Here is a 25,964-nt window from a genome sequence, read left to right as displayed (position 1 = left end):
AGCCCTGCAACCGGCACCCGCGACAATTAATCTTGATCCAGATCAAACTCGACCATTGAAGGTCGCCCCCACGCAATCTAAAACCAGCAGGAATCCCGCGCGTTGGAGAGGTCCGACAGCGCGGTGTAGTTGCAACAGGAGGCACCTAATGGCAGACGCAGCCATTCATGGTCACGACCATGAAGACCAGCGCGGGTTCTTTACCCGCTGGTTCATGTCGACCAACCACAAGGACATCGGGATTCTGTACCTGATCGTCTCAGCCCTGGCCGGTCTAATCTCGGTTCTGATGACTGTTATCATGCGGATCGAACTGATGGAGCCCGGGGTACAGCACATGTGCATGGAAGGGTTCCGCTTGTTCGGCAGCGGTGCCGAGCTCTGCACTCCGAACGGGCATTTGTGGAACGTGATGATCACCTATCACGGTGTTCTGATGATGTTCTTCGTGGTCATCCCTGCCCTATTCGGCGGATTTGGCAACTATTTCATGCCGTTGCAGATTGGCGCGCCGGACATGGCGTTCCCGCGGATGAACAACTTGTCCTTCTGGCTCTATGTCGCCGGTACTTCGCTGGGCGTGGCCTCGCTGCTGAGCCCCGGTGGTAATGACCAGCTTGGTTCGGGCGTCGGCTGGGTTCTGTACCCGCCGCTGTCGACGAGCGAGGGCGGCATGTCCATGGACCTTGCAATCTTTGCCGTGCACGTATCGGGCGCCTCCTCGATCCTCGGCGCGATCAACATGATCACCACCTTCCTGAACATGCGTGCCCCGGGCATGACCCTGTTTAAGGTGCCGCTGTTCAGCTGGTCGATCTTCATCACCTCGTGGCTGATTCTTCTGTCGCTGCCGGTTTTGGCAGGTGCGATCACCATGTTGCTAATGGACCGCAACTTTGGTTTCACCTTCTTTGATCCGGCCGGTGGTGGTGATCCAATCCTGTATCAGCACATCCTGTGGTTCTTTGGCCACCCAGAAGTGTACATCGTGATCCTACCTGGATTTGGCCTTATCAGCCACATCATTGCGACCTTCTCGCGCAAGCCAGTCTTCGGTTACCTGCCGATGGTTTGGGCACTTATTGCGATCGGTGTATTGGGCTTTGTCGTGTGGGCACACCACATGTACACAGTTGGCATGTCGGTCCAGCAGCAAGCCTACTTCATGCTGGCAACGATGGTCATCGCGGTTCCTACCGGCGTTAAGGTCTTCTCGTGGATCGCAACCATGTGGGGCGGCTCGATCGAGTTCAAGACACCGATGCTGTTTGCCTTCGGCTTCCTGTTCCTGTTCACCGTTGGCGGTGTGACCGGTGTGGTTCTGTCGCAGGCCGGTATCGACCGCGCCTATCACGACACATATTATGTGGTTGCACACTTCCACTATGTGATGTCGCTGGGCGCAGTGTTTGCGATCTTTGCTGGGATCTATTTCTACTTCTCCAAGATGACAGGCCGTCAGTATTCAGAGTTCTGGGGCAAGGTTCACTTCTGGCTGTTCTTCATCGGCGCCAACCTGACCTTCTTCCCCCAGCACTTCCTGGGCCGTCAGGGCATGCCACGTCGCTACATCGATTATCCCGAAGCGTTCGCGCAGTGGAACTATGTCTCGTCGATTGGCGCCTTTGTATCCTTCGCCTCGTTCCTGCTGTTCTTTGGTATCGTGTTCTACGCCTTGTTCCGTGGCGCACGTGAGACCCGGAACAACCCGTGGAACGAATACGCGGATACGCTGGAATGGACCCTGCCCTCGCCGCCGCCCGAACACACGTTCGAGCAGCTGCCCAAGCAAGAAGACTGGGACAAGGGCCACGCGCACTGATCCCTCTGAACCAACAGAAAACCCCGCCAACTTGGCGGGGTTTTTCATTTCTAAGTGGCGTGCCACCGGAAATTCGCCAGATCGGTCAAAATAGGGTACTCTGGTAAAGGCAAAACAATCGGCAACCCCGAGGGTTCATATGCCCGATCTTGATTTCTGGTACTCTATCGGAAGCACTTACAGCTTTCTGACGATCATGCGCCTGGACGATTGGTGTTCTGAACACGATGCGTCCGTCACATGGCGGCCGTTCAATGTACGCACAGTGATGTCGCAGCAGAAGAACATCCCCTTTGCAGGGAAACCCGTCAAATCCGCCTATATGTGGCGCGACATTGAGCGTCGGGCGGCCAAGTACCATATGCACGCCCAGCTTCCTGCGCCCTACCCCATTTCTGACCTTGCCTTGGCAAATCAAGTAGCGCTGTTGGGAATGGAAGAAGGCTGGGGCAAGAACTTTACGCAAATTCTATATCGGATCTGGTTCGAAGAAGGTGTAGAGGCCGGCAGCGAAACCGCCCTGTCCGAAGCGCTACATCGCAGTCAGCAGGATCCCCGACTGATCCTGTCCCGCGCGCGCAGCCCCGACATTGTCGCCGCACTTGAGGCGGAAACACTACGCGCAATCAAGCTGGGCATTTTTGGCGCCCCAAGCCTGGTTGTGGGGAACGAAGTCTTTTGGGGGGATGATCGGCTGGACGATGCCCTATCGTGGGCCCGCGTCGGGCACGTCATCTGAATTTTCAGCGTCGACTCGGACGCGCTTTGGGCTATCTTCCGGCCATGCCCTACAGATGGAATCAAACCACCACATCAGAACTTGAGCTGCGCTTGTGGCCGCATAACTCGCTGCCGCGTCATTGGGCAGTTCGGGTTGTGTTTAGTGTCTTTTTGTTCGGGTTGATCCCGCTTTTGGCCGTGCTCGGCTCGGCCTTGCTTTGGGGGTTGCTGCCCTTCCTGCTGCTAACAGTTATTGGCCTTTGGCTGGCTCTCCGGTCAAACTATCGGGCCCGTAGCATATTCGAAGTCCTGACGCTGACCGGAACACAGGCGCATCTGATACATCATGACCCGCGACGGGGGCAGCAGGAATGGGCCTGTAATCGCTATTGGGCCCGCCCCGAGATCCATCAGAGCGGCGGCCCGGTTCCGAACTACGTCACCCTCAAGGGCGAAGGTCGCGAAGTAGAAATCGGCGCATTCCTGTCCGAGGAAGAGCGGATTGCGCTTTACGATGACCTCAAAGAAAAACTGCGCGAACCAGTCGCGCAGTAAGCTCTCAGCATGTCACGGCAGTCAGCCGCTGGCAGCCGCACAAAGCTGATCTTTGACCATGGGCCCAACTTTCCCAAAATCCATCTGGCCAGTATAGCGTGTCTTGAGCTCGCCCATGACCTTGCCCATATCCCGGATCGACCCGGCACCAGTGGCCGTAATCGCTGATTGGATGGCTTTCGTCACCTCATCGTCGTCCAGTTGCTCGGGCAGGAATTCTTCTATGACTTCTATCTCGCGCAGTTCACGCTCCGCCAGATCGAGGCGTCCACCCTCTTCGTAAGCACGCGCACTTTCCTTACGCTGCTTGGACATTTTCCCTAGAATTTCAAGAACTTCGGCATCACCGCAACCCTTGGCTTCCTCGTTGACCGCAGCACGAGACGCGATATCCCGGTCCTTGATTGCTGCATTGATCAGACGTAGGGTCGACAGACGCTCGGCGTTCTTGTCTTTCATTGCTTGCTTCAGGGCGGAATTCACCCGTGATCGCATATCCATTTAGTTTGTCCATCCCCATGACAAAAGGAACCCCGACCATATCGAAACAAAAAGCGTGATACAACCGGGGGCCTCAACATCTAAGTCATTGATATTGCTCAATAGCCCAAAAATTGAACACACTTGACCCAAGCGCATAACCCCCTTAGGTATGCGCCGATTTACCCTGCAGGAGAGTCGCGCTATGGCCCAGAACGCCCCGTCTAAGCCCACCGCATGTCTGGCTTTGGCCGATGGAACACTGTTCTACGGGGTCGGTTTCGGCGCCACAGGCCAGACCGTGGCCGAGCTGTGTTTCAACACCGCAATGACCGGCTATCAAGAGATCATGACCGATCCTTCTTATGCCGGACAGATCGTGACCTTCACTTTCCCTCATATCGGAAATGTTGGTGTGAACCCCGAGGATGACGAAACCGGTGATCCTGTCGCGGCAGGAATGGTCGTCAAATGGGACCCAACCGAACCGTCCAGCTGGCGGTCTGCTGAAGAGCTGAAATCATGGCTTGCCCAGCGTGGGCGTATTGCCATTGGCGGTGTCGATACCCGCCGGTTAACCCGCGCAATTCGCCAGCAAGGCGCACCTCATGTGGCATTGGCTCATGATCCTGAGGGCAATTTCGACATCGAAGCTCTGGTTTCGGCTGCGCGTGGCTTTGCCGGGCTTGAAGGTATGGATTTGGCCAAGGAAGTGACTTGTGCGCAAAGCTATCGCTGGGATGAGATGCGTTGGGCCTGGCCAGATGGCTATAAACGGCAAGAGGCCCCAGTACATAAGGTTGTGGCACTGGATTTCGGGGCAAAGCGCAATATCCTGAGATGCCTTGCCTCGACCGGGTGCGATGTCACTGTGCTGCCCGCAACGGCCACCGCGGCTGAGGTTCTGGCCCATAATCCCGACGGCGTATTCCTGTCCAATGGCCCCGGTGATCCAGCGGCTACGGGTGAATACGCAGTACCGATGATCAAAGAGGTATTGGACACCACCGACCTACCCGTATTCGGGATTTGCCTTGGTCATCAGATGCTTGCGCTGGCCCTTGGCGGTCAGACTGTCAAGATGAATCACGGCCATCACGGGGCGAACCACCCGGTAAAAGATCTCGAGACTGGTAAGGTGGAAATAACGTCGATGAACCATGGGTTTGCGGTAGACGCTCAAACCCTTCCCGACGGTGTCGTTGAGACTCATCGTTCGTTGTTTGATGGTTCAAACTGCGGAATTCGCATGACGGATCGACCGGTCTATTCGGTACAGTACCACCCAGAGGCATCTCCAGGCCCACAAGACAGCTTCTACCTGTTCGAGCGGTTCTCACATGCGATGGCCGCCCGGAAGGCACAGGCATAATCATACAGCCTTAACGGCCTGTTAACCTTAATCGCTCCACCCTGACGCAGATTACCACGTCTGGGTTGATTGAATGGTTGAACTGAACCTGCAGCATTTCGCATCGGCCGCGCCGATTTCTGCAACGGTGCGCAAGCCTTTGGGGGCTTGCCTGATCGACCGCGGGCTGCTTTCGAACCATCAGTTGCAAAAAGCCCTGCACCTGCAATCCAGACAAAATGTTGCACTGGGCGAAATCCTGGTCGGCGAAGGCTGGGTAGATCGGTCCGAGGTTCTGACGGCGCTGTCTGAACAAACAGGATTGCAGATCGCGGACCTGGATCTGCATCCACCAAATCCGGACCTTTGCAAAACCCGCCCCGCCAGCTTTTGGCTGGATCACAACATCATTCCCTGGATGCGCATCGGTCCCATTCTCCTGGTCGCTACCGCCAATCCCGATCAGTTCGACGCAGTTCGCAAGCAGTTGGCAAAGGAAAAGCAAACGATCATACCCGTGCTTGCCGATGCGGACCGGATCGACGACGCGATCGCCAGCATTTTCTCGGAAAGCCTTGCTGAAAAGGCTGAAACCCGTGTGGCAATAGCTCAGAGTTGCCGGTCCTGGACTCGGCACTCGCGTATTGGGCCGATTGCCATAGTGCTTGGCCTAGCCACACTGTTCCTGGCGCAACCCATTCCGGGGCTGCTGGCTCTGGTCGTATTGGCCGTTACGTCGCTTGTATTATTCCTGACATTGCGACTGGCGGGATTGCTCTCGTTTCTATGTTACAAAGGAAAACGCCACAGTCAGACCGCCACCACGCTTCCTCTTCGACTGCCTCGCGTTTCCATCATGGTCCCTTTGTACAAAGAGCGAGAGATTGCTGGCGCTCTGATCCGTCGATTGCGACGTCTGACATATCCCAAAGCTCTTTTGGACGTCATTCTGGTTTTGGAAGAAACGGATATGGTAACCCGTGCAACCCTGGCCAAAATCGAGCTGCCCTGTTGGATCCGCACGATCGAAGTACCGGCATTAAGCGGGCTGACGACAAAACCGCGCGCGATGAACTATGCGCTGGATTTCTGTCGTGGTGATATTCTGGGCGTTTGGGATGCCGAGGACGCCCCTCTTCCCGATCAAATCGAACGCGTCGTCGGACATTTCACCCAAGCCAGTGAAGACGTCGTCTGCTTGCAAGGCGTTCTGGACTATTACAACCCACGCACCAACTGGCGGTCTCGCTGCTTTACCATCGAGTATAACAGTTGGTTTCGGGTCATCCTGCCTGGCATTGCCCGGTTGGGACTGGTGGTTCCACTTGGTGGTACAACCTTTTTCTTTCGTCGCGAAAAGCTGTTGGAACTGGGCGGTTGGGATGCCCATAATGTGACCGAAGACGCGGATCTGGGCGTCCGCCTCAGCCGCGCGGGTTATCGGACCGAGATGGTTGATACCTCCACTTTCGAAGAAGCAAACTTTCGGGCCTGGCCTTGGGTCAAACAGCGTTCACGATGGCTCAAGGGCTTTATGGTCACATATCTTGTCCACATGCGCGCGCCGATCCATCTGCTGAAAGAGCTGGGTGTGCTGCGCTTCCTTGGGCTTCAGGCGTTTTTTCTGGGCACCGTCGGACAATTCCTGCTGGCCCCGGTTTTGTGGCTGTTCTGGCTTACCACATTCGGATTGGCCAGCCCGCTGGATCCGGTCATTCCGGGCAAGGTCATGACCATACTGATAGCTCTGTTCGTATTTGCAGAGATCACGAATGTAACCATCGGGATACTGGCTGTCTCTGCCCGTGAAAGACGGTTTCTGATGCCGTGGGTGCCGACAATGCCGTTGTATTTCCCCTTGGGTGTGCTGGCAGCTTACAAAGCCCTTTGGGAATTGGCTATCAACCCGTTCTTCTGGGACAAAACCCAACACGGTCAAGCCAGTGAAGAAGCCTTCGACATGTGACCGTCAGCTTTCGCGACGAACCGCATCCTGCTTGAGACGCGTCATGAAAGCGACCGAGATATGCTCTTTCAACGCACGTTCCGCGGCTTGCTCGTCACGGGCTGCTATCGCCTCGACGATGCCTTTGTGTTCACTTTGCGCGATCTCACCGCGCCCGGAAACCGCAAGCGATGTCGTTGCCATCAAGGCCATTGTGCGGTGCACAAGGTTCAGCTGTTGCACCAAATAGCGGTTGTGCGAGGCCAGATGGATCTGTTCGTGAAACCGCCGGTTCGCCCGAGACAGGGCGTTTGGATTGTCCACCAGCGCATCATCTTCGGCAACCATTTCCTGCAGCACCTTGATCTCTTCCTCGGTCGCGTGCTTGGCGGCCAAACTTGCAGCGAGACCTTCAAGTTCACGGCGAACGACATATAGCTCTGCCATCTGATTGTGGTCCAATGAGGCCACAATCAGCGAACGCCCGTCGCGTTCAAGCAAGGATTGGGTCTCTAACCGCTGCAATGCCTCGCGGATTGGCGTGCGCGAAACACCGAACCTTTCGGCCAGCTCGCTTTCGACCAGCCTGTCACCGGGCTTGTAGATGCCCACATCAATCGCTTCGAGAATAAGGCTGTAGGCGTCGCTGTTGGACTGCTTGGATTGGGGCATCTTTAGTTTTTCTCCTCGTTCGGACATGTCTATCCGTCTGCAGTGCGCACAATCAAGTACTGCATTGAAAACCTGCGCTGCGCGGCTTAAACGGCAGGCATGGTCAAACCTGCCTTCAGCCATGTCTCCCAATGGGTGTTCGATCTGGACAACACCCTGTACCCGCCGCATATGCGCCTGTTCGATCAGATCGAGGTGCTGATGACGGATTATGTGGTCCAGGCCATCGGCGTCGACCGGGCCGAGGCCGACCGGCTGCGATCCCATTACTGGCGCGAATATGGCACCACGCTGGCCGGGCTGATGGCCGAACATGATCTGGATCCCGACCCTTACCTGCATGCCGTGCATCAGGTGGATATGAGCCATATGGACCCGGACGTGGATCTGGCGGCACATATTCGTGCTCTGCCCGGTCGCCGCATTGTCTATACCAATGGCAGCGCGCCCTATGCCGAACGCGTCCTTGCGGCGCGTGGCCTCAGCGGTTTGTTCGATGCCATCTATGGGGTCGAGCATGCGGGATACCGTCCTAAACCCGAGAAGGCCGCATTCCAGGCCATCTTTGCGCAAGACGGAATCAAGGCAGAAAAAGCGGCCATGTTCGAAGACGATCCGCGCAATCTGGCGGCCCCGCATGAGATGGGGATGCGCACAGTTCATGTCGCGCCCGAACCGCACATGGCCGATTACATCCACCATCATACAGACGACCTGACCGCCTTTCTGGCCCGCCTGCGATAGGCTGTCACACTGCGACGATCTGCACGTACTGCGACCCGGGCACCGCCCCTATATCCCAACTGCGACGAACAGAACGGAGACCCAGATGTCCGCAATCGAAATGCCCCCGCGCTCACCCATCTGGCAGCGCCTGCTATTTGCTGTTCCTCTGTTTGGCTGGATGGCGCGCGATGCGGCCGATGCAGATGGGGACGACTGGTATTACACCGCTGCCGCCATCTTCAGCATGTGGGGCTGTTCAGTGATGCTGTTTGGCTTGCCGGGCTTGTATATCCCCGCCGTCGTGATGGTGCCCGTGATATTCCTGATCCTCATCCTGATCTCGCGCGGCTGACCTGCGAGACAGGATGTCACTTGGCGCGGGAAGTCGAACCGCTCTAGGGTCGGGTCAGAACCAAAGAGGGCGCCATGAACGACCAGTGTGACATCCTGATTTCCGGCGGCGGAATTGCCGGTTTGACCGCAGCGGCGGCCCTTGGCGCGGCTGGATTCAATGTGGTCTGTGTTGATCCTACCCCACCTGTGACCCAGCGGGACGTGGACGGATCGGATTTACGGACCACCGCGTTTTTGCAACCAGCCCACGGTCTTTTGGAACAATGCGGGCTGTGGGAAAAACTCGACGCGCATGCCGCCCCTCTTCAGATCATGCGGATTGTGGATGCAGGCGGCGATGTGCCCGAGCCGCGCGTTGTGCGCGACTTCAATGCCGCGGATATCTCGGACCAGCCCTTTGGTTGGAACCTGCCAAACTGGCTCTTGCGGCGTGAAATGGTGGCCCGTCTCGCTGAACTGCCCAATGTCGATTTTCGCCCCGGAACGGGCACGGTCAGCTTGTTCACCCGTACAGCCGAAGCCCGCGTTGGCCTGAGCGACGGGACGCGCATCCGCTGTAAACTGGTGATCGCCGCAGATGGTCGCAACTCGCCCATGCGAGAGGCCGCCGGGATCAACGTGCACACCACGCGCTATGGGCAAAAGGCGTTGGCCTTCGCGGTTACACACTCGATCCCGCATCAGAACGTCTCGACCGAGATTCACAGGTCCGGCGGCCCGTTCACGCTAGTTCCCCTGCCCGACTGGCAGAGTCAGCCCTCGTCCGCGATTGTATGGATGGAGCGTGGCCCGCGCGCGGTAGAGCTGTTGAACACCGATCCGGAAAGCTTTGAAGCGCTGATGACCGAACGGTCCTGCGGGTTGTTCGGTCCGTTGAAACTGGCTTCACGCCGAACAATCTGGCCGATCATCAGCCAATCGGCAGAGCGCCTTTCGGGCGAACGCGTGGCCCTGATGGCCGAAGCCGCCCATGTCGTGCCCCCCATCGGTGCGCAGGGGCTGAACATGTCCTTGGGTGATCTGCGATGCCTGCTGGATTTGGCACAGGCCCGTCCCGAGGGCCTGGGTGACGCGCAGATGTTGGATGCCTATCACAAAGCGCGTCATACCGAGATCGAGGCCCGGGTCAAGGGTATCGACCTGCTGAACCGCGCCTCGATGATCGAAGCGCGGCCTTTACGGGACATACGTGCAATGGGGTTGAACGCGCTGTATTCGCTGCCGACCGTGCGCAAGACGCTGATGCAGATGGGCCTCGGCGTCCGCTAAAGCCCGATGGTCACAAAACCTGGTCCAGCACGCGCTTTAGACGCGCGATTGTGCCGTCAACATCGTACAGCTTGTCCAGACCGAACAGGCCCAGACGGAAGGTGCTGAACCCGTCTGGCTCATCACATTGCAAGGGTACACCAGCAGCGATCTGCATGCCCAAGGCGGCGAATTTGCTGCCGTTCTGGATATTGGGATCCGAGGTATAGCTGACCACCACACCCGGCGCACCAAACCCATCGGCAGCGACAGAAACAATGCCCTTCTCCTTCAGCATTGCCCGTACACCGTCCCCCAATGCCCACTGGGCGTCACGCAGTTTGTCAAAGCCATAGTCTCGAGTCTCAGCCATCGTGTCGCGGAAGGCTTTCAGCGCATCTGTTGGCATCGTGGCGTGATAGGCGTGACCGCCATTTTCATAGGCTTGCATGATCTGCCGCCATTTCTTCAGGTCGACGGCAAAACTGTCCGAAGTCGTCTCCTCCAGCCTTGCCTCAGCCTGTTCGGACAGCATGACAAGACCCGCGCAAGGCGATGCGCTCCACCCTTTCTGAGGGGCCGAGATCAGGACATCCACACCCGTCGCCTTCATGTCCACCCATGCGCAGCCCGAAGCGATGCAATCCAGAACCATCAGCGCCCCAACCTCGTGGGCTGCGGCTGCCATCGCCGAAATATAGTCGTCGGGCAGAAGGACCCCGGCCGCCGTTTCGACATGCGGCGCAAAGACCACATCCGGGCGCCCATCGCGGATCGTTTCGATGACTTCCTCGATCGGAGCAGGCGCAAATGGGGACGTTGCCGAGTTGCCGGTCTGGCGCGCCTTCAGAACTGTTGCCGACGCCGTCAACCCACCGGACTCGATGATCTGGCTCCACCGATAGGAAAACCAGCCATTCCTGACCACCAGAACGTTGGCATTGCGGGCAAACTGGCGCGCGACTGCTTCCATAGCGTAGGTACCACCGCCCGGGATAACGGCCACACCGTCAGCGTTGTAAACGCCTTTCAGCATCTCAGAGATGTCGCGCATCACATGCTGAAACTGAACCGACATGTGATTAAGCGAGCGATCGGTGAAGACGACCGAAAACTCCTCTAACCCATTGGGGTCAATTTTGTCCAAAAGCGGGGGCATTGGTATTCCTTTCAAATTCCACGAAACGAGCGGGTGTTCGCAACTTCGCTCACTGCCTCTCAGTTATTACTGAAAATTGACCCGACGGAACCCGGTTTCCTAAGAAAATTTTAACGCCTCAAAGGCCCTATCGACAACTAATGACGCCAAACAGTGTCAGCAACCCTTTACACCCCTACGTGTTTCTGACCAGATACATACACTTTGGAGAAGAAAGGTATTTTCACTCGTGACTGCGCATAAGCGGATCAGTTTTCAGTTTGTACGTGACGAAGTAAAACGACGAATAGAAACCAGAGTTTGGCCACAGGGGTCGGTGCTGCCGACAGAAACCCAGTTGGCAGAAGAATTTAATTGTGCCCGTGCCACGGTAAATCGTGCTTTGCGGGAACTGGCAGATCAGGGCTTCGTTGAAAGAAAACGTAAAAGCGGAACGCGGGTCAAAAAAGAACCCAGCAAACACGCAAAACTGGAGTTTTCCCTGACCCGACTGGATGTCGAGGGGCAGAACTCCACCTATCGTTATGCGCTGGTCGAGCGTAATATCGTCTCCAGCCCCGGATGGCTTGCCTCTCAGTTAAGCGTCTCGCAAGAAGCGCGTGTTTTGCATATTGTCTGCATGCACTATGCAGACAACCGGCCGTTTCAACTGGAAGAGCGCTGGATCAATATCGATGCAGTTCCAGAAGTGGAACATGCTGACCTCGACACCAAAGGCCCGCATGAGTGGCTGTTGCACGCCGCCCCCTTCACCGATGCTGAAGTCGCCTTTTGCGCGATTTCGGCAGATGGACGGCTGGCTGAATTCATGGGGACAACCTCGGGGACGTCTATGATCCAATTAGAGCGCACGACATGGAAAGACGGGCAGCCAATTACCTTTGCGCGCATGACACATCATCCCGGATATTACATCCGTACCAGGTACTGAAACGGACCTAGCCGATAGGCCCGGGTAGCCTCTCTTCGCTCAGCAATACATTGGCTTCGACATCTCCGGCCCCGGGCAAAGTCATAATCCGGCGGCGCAGAACACGTTCAAAGTCCGAGAGATCCCGTGCCACGACGCGCAAACGGTAATCATAGAGGCCCAACACATGTTCAACGGTTTGAACCTCGGGGATCGCACTGACGGCACGTTCGAAATCTTCAAGGCTGACCTGACCTTTCCGCGCTAACTTGACCCCCAGAAAAACTGTCACCCCAAACCCCAACGCTTCTGCATTCAAACGCAGGTGGCGCCCCTTTATGATCCCCGTCGTTTCAAGCCTCCGGATACGGCGCCACATCGCGGGCTGAGACAGGCCAAATCTACGCCCCAAGGCACCCGCGCTTTGCGTTGCATCCTGGATCAGAGCGCGCAGAATTTTGCGGTCGAGCTCATCCAATTCGGTCATAGCGGCAGCACCTCATCGCTTTTGACCCGCGCGATATGCATCAATGCCTCGATATCTGCGATATGCGGCAAAGTCAGAATACGGTCACGATACAGCTGCTGGTAATGTGCCATATCCTTGGCAAGCACAGATAAGCGCACATCCACACGGCCCAAAAAGGTCTGAATCTCGATCACCTCGGGAACCTCACGCGCGACACCCATGAACTCGTCGAATGCACGCGGTTGGGTCTTATCCAGCGTCACCCGCAATGAAACCTCGACCGCATATCCCAATGCGGCCCAGTCAATGATCGCCTCTTGGGCTTGAATAATCCCGGCCTCTTGCATTTTTTCGATACGCCGCCAGCAGACACTTGTGCTGATGCGACAAAGCTCGGCCAGCTCAGCGGTTGTCAGCGTCGGGTCGGCCTGGAAATGACGCAGAAGCCTGCGGTCAACATCATCAAGCATGATTTTTTCTTTTTTCTGAATTTTTAAGAATATATACTCGATGTTCAGGTGATTTTTCAAGGATAACAGTGTCGCTATCCTTGGAAAACCACCGTAAACCCACAGCAATCGAAACAGAAAGGACCAGCATCATGCGCGTCTATTATGATCGCGATTGCGACATCAACCTGATCAAAGACAAAAAAGTGGCCATCCTGGGTTATGGCAGCCAGGGTCATGCACACGCGCTGAACCTGCGCGACTCGGGCGCGAAGAATCTGGTCGTTGCCCTGCGCGAAGGCTCGCCTTCGGCTAGGAAAGCCGAAGCCGAAGGCCTGGCGGTCATGGGCATTGCAGAAGCGGCAGCCTGGTGTGATGTCATCATGTTCACCATGCCCGATGAATTGCAGGCCGAAACTTACAAGAAATACGTGCATGACAACATCAAGCCGGGTGCTGCGATTGCGTTCGCCCACGGCCTGAACGTTCACTTTGGCCTGATCGAACCGAAAGCAGGCGTCGACGTCATCATGATGGCCCCCAAAGGCCCCGGCCACACCGTCCGTGGTGAATACACCAAAGGTGGCGGCGTTCCCTGCCTTGTGGCTGTTGACACCGACGCAACCGGCAAAGCGCTGGAAATCGGTCTGTCTTATTGCTCGGCCATCGGTGGCGGTCGTTCGGGCATCATCGAGACCAACTTCCGCGAAGAATGCGAAACCGACCTGTTCGGTGAACAGGCGGTTCTGTGTGGCGGTATCGTCGAGCTGATCCGCTGCGGCTTTGAAACTCTGGTCGAGGCTGGTTATGCACCCGAAATGGCCTATTTCGAGTGTCTGCACGAAACCAAGCTGATCGTGGATCTGATCTATGAAGGCGGTATCGCCAACATGGATTACTCGATCTCGAACACTGCTGAATACGGCCAGTACGTCACTGGTCCGCGCATCCTGCCTTATGAGCAGACCAAGAAGGCAATGAAAGAGACCCTGTCGGACATCCAAAGCGGCAAGTTCGTACGCGACTTCATGCTGGAAAATGCTGTGGGTCAACCCACCATCAAAGCCTCGCGCCGTTCCAATGACGAGCACCAGATCGAAGTGGTCGGCAAAAAGCTGCGGGACATGATGCCCTGGATTTCGGCCGGTAAACTGGTCGATCAGGAAAAGAACTGATCCTATCGTGACGCCGCCCCCCGGGGCGGCGTCATTCATTTAATGGGCGTCAAAAATTTCTATCGACGGCCCGCCAACAATATCCACATGGGTATACATCGGGTTCGAATGCTGCTCGAACCGCACCGGCTTGTCGACAACCACCGAGGGCCATTTCCCGGGCTTCTGACAGAGGAAGATGTTGAGCAGCAAATGGCTGGGATTGATCCCCTGCGGATTGGCGATAACCAACATGGGCTCGACCCCTGGATTACCAACCGTGACAATGCCCGTCACAATCAACCTAGCGGGCCCCGGAGGCATCTTGTTGTTCCAAGCATACCAATCTCGTGAAGCCACATCGTCTCCGGGCTGGCAAACAGCATTCACTTCTTTGTAGTCCATAATTTGTCTCCAAATTCTTTTTCCAATACCCCTACAATACCACACTCGCAGCTAATTGTGACGAAGCAGGCAATACCATGAGAGAACCCTCTGAAATCACCAACAAAAACTGGCTTATGGTCGCTGTACTTGGCTTCATCTGGGGCGGCACATTTATGGTCGTGGCCATCGCGCTCGAAGGGTACGGGCCCGTCACAGTAGCAACAGCGCGCACGACTCTGGGCGCGCTCACCCTTATACTGCTGATGGGGGCGACGGGTCGCAAATTGCCAACAACCACGCGGGGCCTTTGGCCCTCAATCATCGTGATCGGCATTCTGTCGACGGCCCTACCTTTTTTGCTTCTCAGCTGGGGCCAGCAATATGTTCCGTCCGCCTTTGCGGGCCTTTCGATGGCGGCCATCCCGTTGATGGTGTTGCCACTGGCACATTTCTTTTCGGATGAGCCCCTCAACGCGCGGCGTTTTGTTGGCGTATCACTTGGATTTGCAGGCGCACTGGTGCTGATTGGCCCTGGCCTTGCACAGCTTGGTCAAGGTGCGGAACCACTGGCACAGCTGGCCTGTATTGGTGCTGCACTGTGCTATTCCTGCGCTTCTATATTCACGCGCAGATGCCCTCCGGTCGATCCGGTTGTTCTGGCTGCGCTCACTTTGCTGGTCGGCGCGGCGATCTTGTTGCCCATCATGCTGGTAACCGAAGGGGTGCCAAATTGGCATGGCGCACGGCCTAGCCTCGCCATAATCGCATTGGGCCTTGTTCCAACCGCCTTTGCCACGTTGCTGCGCGTCTCGATTATTCGCAGCGCCGGGTCTGTTTTTCTGACGCTGGTCAACTACCAAGTTCCGATATGGTCGATGGTGTTTGGCGCGTGGGTTCTGTCCGAGGCATTGCCGATACGGTTTTACGTTGCTCTGGCGATGATCCTGACCGGGCTAGCGATCAGCCAGTGGTTCAGCCTGCGCAGAATGCTGGCCGGTCGCTAGCCTGCAACCGCCGCGACCTCAGCAACGATACTGTCAACGACTTGGGCCAACAGCTGATCATCTTCACACTCCGCCATAACGCGGATCAGAGGTTCAGTGCCGGATTTACGGATCAGTAATCGGCCTTTTCCTTTTAGACGCTCTTCGGCATCCGAGATTGCGGCTTTCACACCAGCTGTTTCCAGCGGGGCCTGCCCCTCGCCATAGCGCACGTTCTTCAACAGTTGCGGTACTGTTTCGAACTGAACCGACAGTTCGGATGCGTTGCGCCCGGAATGTACCATTTCAGCCAGGAAATGCAGGCCCGCCATGAGGCCATCGCCTGTGGTGGCATAGTCGCTCATGACGATGTGGCCAGATTGTTCACCACCCAGGTTGAAATCTCCTTCACGCATCCGCTCGACTACATAGCGGTCGCCTACGGCCGTTCGTTCAAGCCTGAGCCCCTGCGAACCGAGATGGCGTTCGAGACCAAGGTTGGACATAACTGTCGCGACCAAGGCGCCGCCGCGCAGGCGGTCGGCCTTGGCCCAAGAGGTCGCCAACAACGCCATCAACTGATCGCCGTCGGCCACGTGTCCGTGCTCATCCACGATCACAACCCGATCGGCATCACCATCCAGGCAGATCCCGACATCGGCCCCGTGCGCCACCACCGTTTCAGCTGCTAGCTGAGGTTTGGTCGAACCGCAATTCAGGTTGATATTCTTACCGTTAGGAGAGGTGCCTACAGGAATGACCTCGGCCCCAAGTTCCCACAAAACTTCGGGCGCAGTACGGTGCGCGGCGCCATTGGCGCAATCCACCACCACTTTCAAACCGTCCAGCCTAAGATCGCGGGATAGCGAAGATTTCACCCGCTCGCCATAGCGAAACCGCGCATCGTCTACCCGGCGGGCCCGACCGATATTTTGCGCCTGCGCAGGCTTAACCCCTTCTTCGATCAGCCGTTCGATTTCAATTTCCGCCTGATCCGACAGCTTGAAGCCATCAGGCCCGAAAAACTTGATCCCGTTGTCTTCGGCGGGGTTGTGACTGGCCGAGATCATCACTCCCAGATCGGCGCGCATTGACCGCGTCATTAGGCCGACAGCCGGCGTTGGAACCGGTCCCAACAGCAAAACATTCATCCCGGTCGAGGTCAGCCCCGCCGTCAGCGCGTTTTCCAGCATATACCCAGACAGGCGCGTATCCTTGCCAATAACAACACGGTGCACGCCGGATTGGTCACGTCGGAAGTACCGCCCAACCGCGGCCCCCATGCGCAGGGCCATCTCAGCCGTGATCGGATGCGTATTGGCGGTGCCACGCACCCCATCGGTTCCGAACAGCTTGCGCATTGGTATCTCTCCGTAAATTCTTGCTTGCGACCGGATTACCGGACGGCGGCCCATAGACGCAAGGCCTGAGCGGTTTCAGCGACGTCATGAACACGCAGGATCTGCACACCCTGTGCCAATCCGGCCAGCCCCACGGCGATGGATCCCGGCGCACGCGCGTCTTTGCGGGGCTCTTTGCCTATCTGCCCGATAAACCCCTTTCGGGATACGCCCAGCAGGATCGGACACCCCAAACAGTGAAACAGGCTGAGATTCTGCAGAAGGATAAGATTGTGCTTTTCGGTTTTGCCAAATCCTATGCCCGGGTCGATAACGATCTGGTCCCGGCTCATGCCGAGGTCTTCAAGAAAACCAACCTGCCCATGTAGGAAGTCATAAACATCCAGCAAAACACTGTCGTAAGTCGGGTCGTCCTGCATCGAACCGGGATCGCCCTGCATGTGCATCACGCAGACAGGGGCCCCAACCTGGGCACAGAACGGCGCAAGGTCCGGGTCGAAGGTAAAGCCCGAGACGTCATTGATCAGCCCTGCCCCGGCTTTCCAGGCGGCTTTGGCGACGGCGGCTTTGCGGGTGTCTATGGAAATCAGCGCATCGGTGGCCGATCTGATCGCTTTGATCAGCGGTTCGGTCCGGGCGATTTCCTCGTCTTCAGGAACAAAACTTGCGCCGGGGCGTGTCGACTCGCCTCCGATATCAAGAATACTGGCGTCCTGCGCGACCATGTCCCGCGCCGCAGCCTGTGCCGCCTCGACCGAGTTATGCACCCCGCCATCCGAGAAACTGTCCGGCGTGGCATTGAGGATGCCCATGATCTGGGGCCGATCCATCGCAACGCCAGAAATAGCGGCCCGTGGACGTGTCAGCCGATCCAGCACATCGCCGGGAACCTGCGCAGCCGGGAGGATGCGCGCGGCTGCGGTCCGGCTGAGGCGTTCGACATGGGTGAACCACAGCGTCTGACCGGCCAAGGCGACCGCCCCCTCGGGGCGCGCCTCACCATGTTGAACCAAAGGGCGATAGTAAGTGGTCACAGGGTCGCCTGATCCACCGGCACAGCGCGCAGCGGAGTCTGGGGTGAGTCCGGCAAGGCGCCTCCGAATACCATCAGCTCGCTCGCTTCGAATGTCGCGGCAAACCACGCCGCCAGAGCGACCGCATCCGAGGGCGCAGCCGACGGGCCGTCCACTGCATCAAGCACGATCTTGGACGGCGCCCAGACGCAAATCTGCCCGTTCTTCATGGCCCAATCCAACTCGGTCCGGGTGGAAACGACAACGCAGCGCAGGTCGCGCGCGGCCAGTACCCAGGCGTTCTGTTCAATGGCCAGCAGGTCGATCCGGCGCTGAGTCATCGCGTGACCGGTTTGCGAAACGGCCATATCCGCCGCCCCGACGCAGAGGATCAGGGGGCGTTTCCGGTTTTCCAACTGGTCAATCCAGCCGGTCAGATTGTCCGACGCGATTGCTTCGTTTGACAGGAAGGCCAAACGCGGGTGCGGACGCTCTTCCTCGACCAGCTCGTGGTGAGTTGCATCTTTACCGCGCACGATCTCAACGCCCAAAGCGCCGGGGCCACGATCCAGCTTTTCTATTCTGACAAAGGCTCTTACAGCCTGAGGTTCAAGCAGAATTCTCTCGGCAATCCGGTCCGCCAGAGTTTCCAGCAGGTTCAACCGCTCGGCCGACAGCTCAAAGGCGATGGCCTCGGTCACACGATCATAGGACAGGATGCGATCAACATCATCGTCAATAGGATCGGTCAGCGGGCGCACCTCGACAACGATATTGAAGCAGATGCGTTGCGTCGTTCCACGCTCGGCCTGAAAGGCGCCGATCTCGACCTCGACAATATGGTCACGCAGAGAGATGCGATCCAGAGGTCCCCGCGTGGCAGTCGCCTCGGACCGCTCGGACGGGTGCGCAAAGGCAAGACGGATTTCAGAACTCATGCGGTTGACCCTTTGGGCTTGGTGGACTTTTCGGACCTATTTACACATTGCAGGCCCTATAACACTGCAACAAGCGCCATTCCAGTCTTCGAATGCGGCGTCAGCTGACGCGAAACCAGCTCATCATTCCTGATGCTGAATGACCCAGCATGTGGCAGTGTAACAACCAGTCGCCTGGATTGTCAGCAATCAGCGCGATTTTACGGGTCTGACCCCGCCCTATCAGTATCGTGTCGCGCCAGGGGCCCAGCGTGCCGCCATCCAGGATGATGCGGAAATGGTGCCCATGCAGGTGCATAGCGTGGGGAAACGCTGTTTCATTGACAAACTCAATCTGATGAGCACTTCCTAATCGCGCATCCAGAAACGGCTCATCCGGTCGATCAGAATAGCCATTCAATGCCCAAAACCTCCCGAGTTGGGCCAATTCACGGCCTGATAGTTCGGTCTCGCCCATATTGGCGGAATCCAGCCAGCGCATGGCCCCGCCTTGCAGCGTCATGCGATGGATCGGTGCGTCGTCCAGCCGAACCTTAGGCATCTCATTTGCTGGCAAAGGGCGGATTCCAGTCCTGTTTGCCGCCGCCTGACCGGCCACCGCAAGCCGAACCAGACCGAAGCTGTCACCGCGTTCTTGACTTACAAGCCCGGCAATCTGACCCTCATGACTTTGCACATCCACAATCAGATCCATCCGCTGAGCAGGTGCAAGCGGGACGTTCCCGGAAACCGGCAAAGGGTCAACCAGAGGCATTCCATCCAAAGCGACGATCCAACCTGTCAGACCATCCAGCCCCAGATCGAATATCCTGGCATTTGCCGCATTGATCAGCCGCAGCCTCAGGCGCGCGCCGCGCGCCACTGCATATTCTGGATCAAACTGGCCATTAACTGTGACGAGATTGCCCAAACGCCCGGCGTGGCTGAGGTCGTGCTGGTTATCAAAATCTTCTACGATCTGCCCGGTTTCCGGGGTCAATCGCCAGTCGTCCAGGACAAGGGTCAAATCCTGATCCACATCAGGCAGATTATCTTCTTCGACAATCAATGGGCCGTAGAGGCCACGCGCAACCTGCTCCATGGATCGGTTATGGGCATGATACCAATATGTTCCCGCATCCGGGACCACAAAGTCATAGGTAAAACTGTGGCCTGGCTGAACAGCGTCCTGCGTCAGACCCGGGACTCCGTCCATTGCATTGACAATCCGAATGCCATGCCAGTGGATCGTAGCGGGTTGGGGCAAATCGTTTACCAATCTGCGCCGGACGCTTTGCCCTTTGCGCAGGCGAATTTCTGAACCGGGCACATTTCCACCAAAGGACCAAACCGAGGTCTCGGAGTACCCGTCAGGGGCCAGCTGTCGGGAGACGATCTGGGCGACCAAATCATCTATTGCGGCATGCACTGCCTTGGGCAACAGCAACATTGCTGTACCGGATTGCAAAATCTGTCTGCGTGATAACAACAATACGGGCCTCCTTGGCCCGCAATCTAAACCGATTTTCGTCCCGCGCCAGTAGGGTTCCAGCGCGGGTGCGTCAATCAGTTACTCGCCGTCTGATAGTTGTGACGGTAGAAAATATGGACACCGATACGCGCGGTTTCCTTGTAGACCTTGGCCCAAGACGGGCGCACTGCGGTCGTGTGATAATGCGTAGCCCCTTCGGTCAGCTTTTTGGCATCCCCGTCGATGGCTGTACGCGCAACTTTTGCCACACGCTCATAGGCCTTCTTTTCACGGATCACTTCCTCTTGACCGTCACAGGTATAGGTGAACTGGCACTGGTATTTCTTACCTGTGCCCTGATTGATCACACCACACAGCGTGTCGGGAAAGCGGCTGCTGGCAACACGGTTGAGGATAACCTCCGCCACAGCAAACTGACCGCGCACACCTTCGCCGCGCGCTTCAAAGTACAACGCCTCGGCCAGGCACTTGAACTGTTCACCTCCGGTGGCGGTGGGTTGCTCGTCCAACCAGCTCTTGGAGTAGGACACTTCTTTCGACTCAGGCTCCTGTCGGGGCTTGAACAAATTCAGATAATCGCGAAAATTCTGACCGGGCAGTTCGCTACGGGCGACCAGCTCACGTTTCGCAGTATCGGTTGCTTCCCTCTCAGCGAAGGACACACTAGGCAGCATGGTTGTCGCCATAACGGCAACAGCCAGAATATATCTTAGCATCAGATAACCTCGCACAGGCACATTCTGCGCCATACCCTCCCCCGGCGGGCGCGATGAGGCTCATACCGAATTGAATCGGAAACGTCCAGATCAGAAGAAGATGCAAGTGGAAAATCGCCGTAACGTCAAAATAAGTTGACGACGGCTACCTTCTTTTCCCACTAATCCTTGGGTCGGCAGTTACTGTCAACCCCCAAGTCTGGACGAAATCGCCAGTTGAGCGGCAGCCAGCCGAGCGACAGGTACCCGGAAGGGTGAACATGACACATAGTCGAACCCCAAATCCCGACAAATTGCGATTGATTCGGGGTTTCCGCCATGTTCGCCACAGACCGACAGGGTCACGTCCGGCTGAACCCGGCGTCCGCGTTCAGACCCCAGCTTCAGCAATTCCCCTACACCATCGGGATCTAGCACGTGGAACGGATCCTCGGCGAAAACACCCTGACGCACATAAGCAGACATGAAGCGACCAGCGTCATCACGAGACAATCCGTAGGTCATTTGGGTCAAATCATTGGTGCCGAAGCTAAGGAACGCAGTTTGTGGAGCGATTTCGTCCGCCCGCAGGCAGGCACGCGGCGTTTCCACCATGACCCCCAGCCGATATTCGAACTCTTGCCCTCGTTCAGCGGCTACCGACGCCGCAACCGTGTCTATCCGAGATTTGACAAGCTCAACCTCGCGCTTGGCCGAAACCAGCGGTATCATCACCTCGGGGACCACCAGAGCGCCCTCTTTGCTGGCCTCAAGCGTCGCCTCAAAGATTGCCCGGGCCTGCATATCATAGATTTCCGGCACCGTGATGCCCAGCCTGACGCCGCGCAATCCCAACATCGGATTATATTCGGTCATCTCGGCGACACGGCGTTCCACATCCGAAACCGGCAGATCAAGTGCCTCTGCTAATTCACGCTGGCCACTGCGAGTCGTGGGCAGGAATTCATGCAACGGCGGGTCGAACAGGCGAATACAGACTGGTTGACCTTCCATTATTCGAAAGAGTTGCACGAAATCTGCGCGTTGCATCGGAAGCAGACGTTCCAGAACCGCCGCACGACCGGAAGAGGTTTGGGCAAAGATCATTTCGCGCATCACGATCAGGCGGCCGGGATCAAAGAACATATGTTCGGTCCGGCACAGGCCGATCCCTTGAGCCGAAAAGTTCCGAGCGGTCTGCGCATCCGCAGGCGTATCGGCATTGGCGCGGATCTCAATATCACGTTCGGCGTCTGCCCAGCTCATAAGCGTCTGAAAACAATCGTCTAGCGCCGCCTCAAGCATCGCGGGCTGCCCCGCCAGAACCTGCCCCGAAGTTCCGTCGATCGTCAGCTTGTCGCCCGTTTTGAAAACGCGGCCATCCTGGGCTGTCAACATCTTCTCTTTGGTCTGAAACCGCATTTCAGAGGCGCCAACGATGCAAGGCAGGCCCAAGCCGCGACCGATCACGGCCGCATGGCTTGTCATCCCACCCTTTTCGGTCAGAACAGCCACTGCGGCGTGCATTCCCCGGACATCTTCCGGGGACGTCTCTCGGCGCACCAGAATACAGGGCTCGCCCCGCGCGGCACTGGCCTGCGCCTCGGCCGCAGTAAACACAAGCTTTCCGGTTGCCGCCCCTGGACTGGCTGCAATGCCTGTGGTCAGCACATCACGGCGCGCGTCGGGGTGAACCTGCCGGTGCAGCAACTCGTTCAGAGAATGCGGATCGACCCGCATCACCGCCTCTTGCTGAGGAATGATGCCATCCTCGGCCAACCGAACGGCAATCCGCATGGCGGCACGGGCACTGCGCTGCACGCGCACACCGTCCAGAATGTGAACGTGCCCATTTTCGATGACGAATTCGACCTGCATTTCCTCACGCAGCTTTTCGCGCATGATTGCAGCATGTGCCTTGAGTTCCGCGAATGCCTTGGGCGCAACTTCCTCAAGCGACTTACCACGCGGATCCTTTTCCAGATACAGCGCAGCGACCCCCTCGCCCAACGCATCGCGACCCTGGCTTTGGCTGAGATAACGACCGGTTATCTGCTGCAGCCCTGTTGTCGGATCAATCAGTTGCAGAACGCCGGACCCGCATTCGCCCTGCCCCACACCCGGGACCATCTCTTGAATGACCAGACCCAGACCTGCATCCGCTGGCGCACCTTTTGCCTGGCGTAACAGCCGGGCTGAGGTTCCATCCCATGCCCGCGCCATCGAACGCAGAACCGCAACCAGCTGCTCACCACGATCCTGTGGGAAGGGCTCGTCGGTCTCATCCTCATAGGCCCGCAACGACTGGCGCAGACCTTCCAGCCCATCGGCCTCGATGTCGTCAAACACATCCGCATCCAGACGCGCCACATGAATGGCATAGCTTTGAACAAAGCGCAGCGACAGTGCAGCCGCGGCCTCGTTCCCCATCTCGTCTGACAGATCCACATAGCGCGCATCATTCATACCGATGTTGAGGATTGCCCCAGGCCCGCCCCAATCGGGGTCCTCGGAACTTGGACGAACACATAGCAGCGCCGCCTCGTCGAACTGTTCGAGAATAGCCGCAATGTCGGGCACCTGCCCGCCGGCGATCCGCTGCACTGCATCAAAGGACAATGCAACCGTTCGTGGTACGGGAAAATCCAGCCGAACCAGACGCTGCAGGCATTTCGCGCGCCCGCCATGAGTATTCGCCGCTACGGGCGCTTCGGCTGTGATCAGAGTGGTATGCGGGTTATTCTGCACTGCGGCACCTTTTGGTTTCACCGCAGCATAGGCCCCTGCGCCCGTGGCGCAAGAGCGTTAACCTTCGATTCGGGCCAGATCGGCCACGCTGGAACAGACCTTCCTGATCTGGCTGAGCAGGTTCAGACGGTTGCGGCGCAGGATGTCATTGTCGGTATTGACCTGCACATCCTCAAAGAACGCATCCACCGGCCCGCGCAGCGCGGCCATGGCCGTCATCGCGGCCGGGAAATCCTCGGACGCCAGCGCTGTGTCGATCTGTGCCTGAGCCTGATCCAATGCTGCAAACAGCGCTTTCTCGCTTTCTGTTTCGGCAAACTTCACATCCGCCCCATAGGAGTACTCGACCCCATCCTTTTCCTCGGCCTGAGTCAGGATGTTGTTGGCCCGCTTGAACCCCTGCACGAGGTTTTCACCATCTTCGGTCGCAATCACCGCATTCAACGCGCGGGCACGTTTGACCAGCAGATTCAGGTCGTCATTCCCCTCCATCGCGATACAGGCGTCGATGATGTCGTGGCGGATACCCTCATCGCGGAGGAAGACTTTGAGGCGGTCGTGGAAGAAGGAGAGGAGACTTCCTTCTCGCCCAATGTACTTGGGTTGATCAATCACCAAGCCATCTGGTATTTCCACTTCTTCGAAAACAACAGAATGGAAAGTTAGCCTCGGCATCGCCAACGAACCGACGTGAAGTTCTCTTAGCTCAGGTGTAGGACTGATTTGAGTTGGGAAAGGTACACCACTATTTGCTAATACCTCCCCCATTTCCAATGGGGTCTTACCATGAAGAGACTTTATCAAAGCAATATCGTCTGCAGCATGCAAGCGAGCCGCTTTGAGGATCGTTTCCTGCAACGAGCCTCCCAATTCACAGCTAAGGTCAGTTCTAATCCAACCCAGCGCCGCACGCCGCAGGGCAAACGGGTCTTTGGACCCGGTGGGCTTCTCGTCAATCGCCCAGAACCCGGTCAGCGTGTCCAGCTTGTCGGCCAGCGCCACGGTCACCGACAGCGGTGCAGTCGGCACGTCATCCGACGGCCCCAGCGGCGAGTAATGCTCCTGTGCCACGGCGGCGACAGCAGCATCTTCGCCTGCAGCCTCGATGTAATACCGCCCCATAAGCCCCTGAAGTTCGGGAAACTCATAGACCATTTCCGAGTTCAGATCGGCCTTGGCCAGACGCGCGGCTTTCTCGGCCTGATCCGCATCTGCGCCGACCACCGGGGCCAGTTCGCGGGCTAGTGCTGCGATGCGGTCAATCCGTTCCGCCTGTGTGCCCAGCTTGTTGTGGAAGGTCACATTCTGCAGCGCGCGGGTCCATTGGGCGATGTCCGACTTGGCAACGCGCTGGTCATTCTCCCAAAAGAACTTGGCATCTGCCAGACGAGCCGACAACACCTTCTGGTTCCCTGCCAGAATGGTCGCGCCATTGTCGGCGGTCTCGCGGTTGGCAACGGTGATAAATCGTTCAATCCGGCCGGTTTTAGGGTTCTTCACAGAAAAGAACTTCTGATGCTCTTTCATCGAGGTTTGCAGTACCTCGGGCGGTAGTTCCAAAAACTCTTCGTCAATCTGCCCCATCAGCACCACGGGCCATTCGACCAGCCCGGCCACCTCGGCCAGCAGGCCCTTGTCGTCGACCACTTCCAGCCCAGCAGCAAAAGCCATGTTCTGCGCGTCGTTCCAGATGTGTTCGGCGCGTTCCTCGGGTGACAGCACAACAAAAGCGCGTTTCAGCTTGGCAGCGTAATCCTCGAACGATGTTACAGAAAACTGGTTCGGGGCCATAAAGCGGTGACCCTCGGTTGTGTCGCCGGATTTGATCCCTTCGACCTCAAGAGGCACGACCTGCGCGCCGGTCTCATCATTGAGGATGCACAGTATCGAATGCAGCGGACGCACCCAGCGCATCGACCCACTGCCCCAGCGCATCGACTTGGGCCAGGGGAAATTACGGATGGTCGCCTCAAGCACTTCGGCCACGATATCAGTCGCCGGTCGCCCGGGCTTTTCGATCATCGCGAAATACACCGCGCCTTTGGGCGTTTCGCGCTCTTCCAACTGGTCACGGGTTACACCGGCGCCGCGCAGGAAGCCTTCGATGGCCTGATCCGGCGCGCCCACTTTCGGACCCTTGCGTTCTTCGCGGATGGACGGGCTTTCGGCTAGCAAGCCTTCGACCGCCAACGTCAGACGACGGGGCGTGGTCAGAGAGGCAGCCCCGGCATAGGTCAGACCGGCCTCGACCAGACCATCGGTGATCCGCTTTTTCAGGTCTTCACCGGCACGGGTTTGCATGCGTGCAGGGATTTCCTCGGAAAACAGTTCGATCAGCAGGTCGGGCATAGTCA

At 57.4% G+C, this 25,964-nt stretch carries 24 protein-coding genes; 11 read left to right on the top strand and 13 right to left on the bottom strand.

Annotated elements, in window-relative coordinates:
• The first annotated feature begins 148 nt into the window (after positions 1 to 148).
• The 3 genes from ctaD (at position 149) to AC2FFF_RS00550 (ending at position 3,097) form a co-directional block, all read left to right on the top strand.
• A complete protein-coding gene (gene ctaD, locus AC2FFF_RS00560; protein ID WP_142634476.1) occupies positions 149 to 1,822 on the top strand; it encodes a cytochrome c oxidase subunit I in 1,674 nt (557 codons plus the stop codon).
• Positions 1,823 to 1,961: 139 nt separating this feature from the next.
• The gene (locus tag AC2FFF_RS00555) at positions 1,962 to 2,561 is read left to right on the top strand and encodes a 2-hydroxychromene-2-carboxylate isomerase (protein ID WP_142634478.1); all 600 of its coding nucleotides are present in this window, start codon (positions 1,962 to 1,964) and stop codon (positions 2,559 to 2,561) included.
• Positions 2,562 to 2,605: 44 nt separating this feature from the next.
• Positions 2,606 to 3,097: a DUF2244 domain-containing protein gene (locus AC2FFF_RS00550; RefSeq protein WP_142634480.1), complete on the top strand. Its 492-nt coding sequence runs from the start codon at positions 2,606 to 2,608 to the stop codon at positions 3,095 to 3,097.
• A gap of 21 nt (positions 3,098 to 3,118) precedes the next feature.
• Here the strand turns inward: AC2FFF_RS00550 and AC2FFF_RS00545 are convergent, their stop codons facing one another.
• The gene (locus tag AC2FFF_RS00545; protein WP_142634482.1) at positions 3,119 to 3,598 is read right to left on the bottom strand and encodes a GatB/YqeY domain-containing protein; all 480 of its coding nucleotides are present in this window, start codon (positions 3,596 to 3,598) and stop codon (positions 3,119 to 3,121) included.
• A gap of 184 nt (positions 3,599 to 3,782) precedes the next feature.
• On the opposite strand from AC2FFF_RS00545, the gene carA reads away from it, so the two are divergent.
• On the top strand, positions 3,783 to 4,949 hold the full coding sequence (gene carA / locus AC2FFF_RS00540; RefSeq protein WP_281972285.1) for a glutamine-hydrolyzing carbamoyl-phosphate synthase small subunit: 1,167 nt from the start codon (positions 3,783 to 3,785) through the stop codon (positions 4,947 to 4,949).
• Positions 4,950 to 5,022: 73 nt separating this feature from the next.
• Positions 5,023 to 6,894, top strand: a complete 1,872-nt coding sequence (locus AC2FFF_RS00535) for a glycosyltransferase (protein WP_281972286.1) — start codon at positions 5,023 to 5,025, stop codon at positions 6,892 to 6,894.
• Between the two features lie 3 nt (positions 6,895 to 6,897).
• Here the strand turns inward: AC2FFF_RS00535 and AC2FFF_RS00530 are convergent, their stop codons facing one another.
• Entirely contained in the window at positions 6,898 to 7,545 is a 648-nt protein-coding gene (locus AC2FFF_RS00530; RefSeq protein ID WP_142634488.1) for a GntR family transcriptional regulator, read from the bottom strand.
• Positions 7,546 to 7,644: 99 nt separating this feature from the next.
• On the opposite strand from AC2FFF_RS00530, the gene AC2FFF_RS00525 reads away from it, so the two are divergent.
• The 3 genes from AC2FFF_RS00525 (at position 7,645) to AC2FFF_RS00515 (ending at position 9,894) form a co-directional block, all read left to right on the top strand.
• Positions 7,645 to 8,289, top strand: a complete 645-nt coding sequence (locus AC2FFF_RS00525; RefSeq protein WP_281972287.1) for a pyrimidine 5'-nucleotidase — start codon at positions 7,645 to 7,647, stop codon at positions 8,287 to 8,289.
• 85 nt (positions 8,290 to 8,374) lie between these two features.
• Positions 8,375 to 8,623, top strand: a complete 249-nt coding sequence (locus AC2FFF_RS00520) for a hypothetical protein (protein WP_271946430.1) — start codon at positions 8,375 to 8,377, stop codon at positions 8,621 to 8,623.
• A gap of 74 nt (positions 8,624 to 8,697) precedes the next feature.
• The gene (locus AC2FFF_RS00515) at positions 8,698 to 9,894 is read left to right on the top strand and encodes a UbiH/UbiF family hydroxylase (RefSeq protein WP_281972288.1); all 1,197 of its coding nucleotides are present in this window, start codon (positions 8,698 to 8,700) and stop codon (positions 9,892 to 9,894) included.
• A gap of 10 nt (positions 9,895 to 9,904) precedes the next feature.
• Here the strand turns inward: AC2FFF_RS00515 and AC2FFF_RS00510 are convergent, their stop codons facing one another.
• Complete coding sequence (locus AC2FFF_RS00510; protein ID WP_281972289.1) at positions 9,905 to 11,032, bottom strand: aminotransferase class V-fold PLP-dependent enzyme; 1,128 nt, start codon at positions 11,030 to 11,032, stop codon at positions 9,905 to 9,907.
• Between the two features lie 229 nt (positions 11,033 to 11,261).
• On the opposite strand from AC2FFF_RS00510, the gene hutC reads away from it, so the two are divergent.
• On the top strand, positions 11,262 to 11,963 hold the full coding sequence (gene hutC, locus AC2FFF_RS00505; protein WP_142634498.1) for a histidine utilization transcriptional repressor HutC: 702 nt from the start codon (positions 11,262 to 11,264) through the stop codon (positions 11,961 to 11,963).
• 7 nt (positions 11,964 to 11,970) lie between these two features.
• Here hutC and AC2FFF_RS00500 read toward each other — a convergent pair whose 3' ends face one another.
• Positions 11,971 to 12,429 carry an Lrp/AsnC family transcriptional regulator gene (locus tag AC2FFF_RS00500; protein WP_142634500.1) on the bottom strand — a complete coding sequence of 153 codons (459 nt, stop codon included), beginning with the start codon at positions 12,427 to 12,429 and terminating at the stop codon, positions 11,971 to 11,973.
• Entirely contained in the window at positions 12,426 to 12,881 is a 456-nt protein-coding gene (locus tag AC2FFF_RS00495; protein ID WP_271946422.1) for an Lrp/AsnC family transcriptional regulator, read from the bottom strand. The genes AC2FFF_RS00500 and AC2FFF_RS00495 overlap by 4 nt, the downstream gene beginning before the upstream one ends.
• Before the next feature lie 131 nt (positions 12,882 to 13,012).
• On the opposite strand from AC2FFF_RS00495, the gene ilvC reads away from it, so the two are divergent.
• Positions 13,013 to 14,035: a ketol-acid reductoisomerase gene (ilvC, locus tag AC2FFF_RS00490; protein WP_142634504.1), complete on the top strand. Its 1,023-nt coding sequence runs from the start codon at positions 13,013 to 13,015 to the stop codon at positions 14,033 to 14,035.
• 39 nt (positions 14,036 to 14,074) lie between these two features.
• Here ilvC and AC2FFF_RS00485 read toward each other — a convergent pair whose 3' ends face one another.
• Positions 14,075 to 14,419, bottom strand: coding sequence for a hypothetical protein (locus AC2FFF_RS00485; protein WP_142634506.1), 345 nt, complete (start codon positions 14,417 to 14,419; stop codon positions 14,075 to 14,077).
• A 77-nt stretch (positions 14,420 to 14,496) separates the two neighbouring features.
• Here AC2FFF_RS00485 and AC2FFF_RS00480 point away from each other — a divergent pair, with 77 nt between their 5' ends.
• On the top strand, positions 14,497 to 15,405 hold the full coding sequence (locus AC2FFF_RS00480) for a DMT family transporter (protein WP_282027463.1): 909 nt from the start codon (positions 14,497 to 14,499) through the stop codon (positions 15,403 to 15,405).
• On the opposite strand, the gene glmM is transcribed toward AC2FFF_RS00480, so the two are convergent.
• The 7 genes from glmM to glyS form a co-directional block, all read right to left on the bottom strand.
• Entirely contained in the window at positions 15,402 to 16,745 is a 1,344-nt protein-coding gene (gene glmM, locus AC2FFF_RS00475; protein ID WP_281972291.1) for a phosphoglucosamine mutase, read from the bottom strand. The two genes, AC2FFF_RS00480 and glmM, sit on opposite strands and share 4 nt — an antisense overlap.
• A 35-nt stretch (positions 16,746 to 16,780) precedes the next feature.
• Positions 16,781 to 17,779, bottom strand: coding sequence for a dihydropteroate synthase (folP, locus tag AC2FFF_RS00470; RefSeq protein WP_281972292.1), 999 nt, complete (start codon positions 17,777 to 17,779; stop codon positions 16,781 to 16,783).
• The gene (locus tag AC2FFF_RS00465; protein ID WP_281972293.1) at positions 17,776 to 18,696 is read right to left on the bottom strand and encodes a dihydroneopterin aldolase; all 921 of its coding nucleotides are present in this window, start codon (positions 18,694 to 18,696) and stop codon (positions 17,776 to 17,778) included. Before AC2FFF_RS00465 ends, folP begins: the two co-directional genes overlap by 4 nt.
• A gap of 100 nt (positions 18,697 to 18,796) precedes the next feature.
• Positions 18,797 to 20,125 carry a multicopper oxidase family protein gene (locus AC2FFF_RS00460; RefSeq protein WP_281972294.1) on the bottom strand — a complete coding sequence of 443 codons (1,329 nt, stop codon included), beginning with the start codon at positions 20,123 to 20,125 and terminating at the stop codon, positions 18,797 to 18,799.
• 116 nt (positions 20,126 to 20,241) lie between these two features.
• Entirely contained in the window at positions 20,242 to 20,916 is a 675-nt protein-coding gene (locus AC2FFF_RS00455) for a cell wall hydrolase (RefSeq protein ID WP_246097141.1), read from the bottom strand.
• Positions 20,917 to 21,069: 153 nt separating this feature from the next.
• Positions 21,070 to 23,631 (bottom strand): putative PEP-binding protein, encoded by a 2,562-nt coding sequence (locus AC2FFF_RS00450; RefSeq protein ID WP_281972295.1) that lies wholly within the window; start codon positions 23,629 to 23,631, stop codon positions 21,070 to 21,072.
• Between the two features lie 36 nt (positions 23,632 to 23,667).
• The gene (gene glyS, locus AC2FFF_RS00445; protein ID WP_281972296.1) at positions 23,668 to 25,959 is read right to left on the bottom strand and encodes a glycine--tRNA ligase subunit beta; all 2,292 of its coding nucleotides are present in this window, start codon (positions 25,957 to 25,959) and stop codon (positions 23,668 to 23,670) included.
• Positions 25,960 to 25,964 lie beyond the last annotated feature (5 nt).

Source organism: Ruegeria sp. YTSA226, assembly GCF_059609905.1.
The sequence above is the reverse complement of the archived record's forward strand: the minus strand, read 5'-3'. Positions and strand labels throughout refer to the sequence as shown.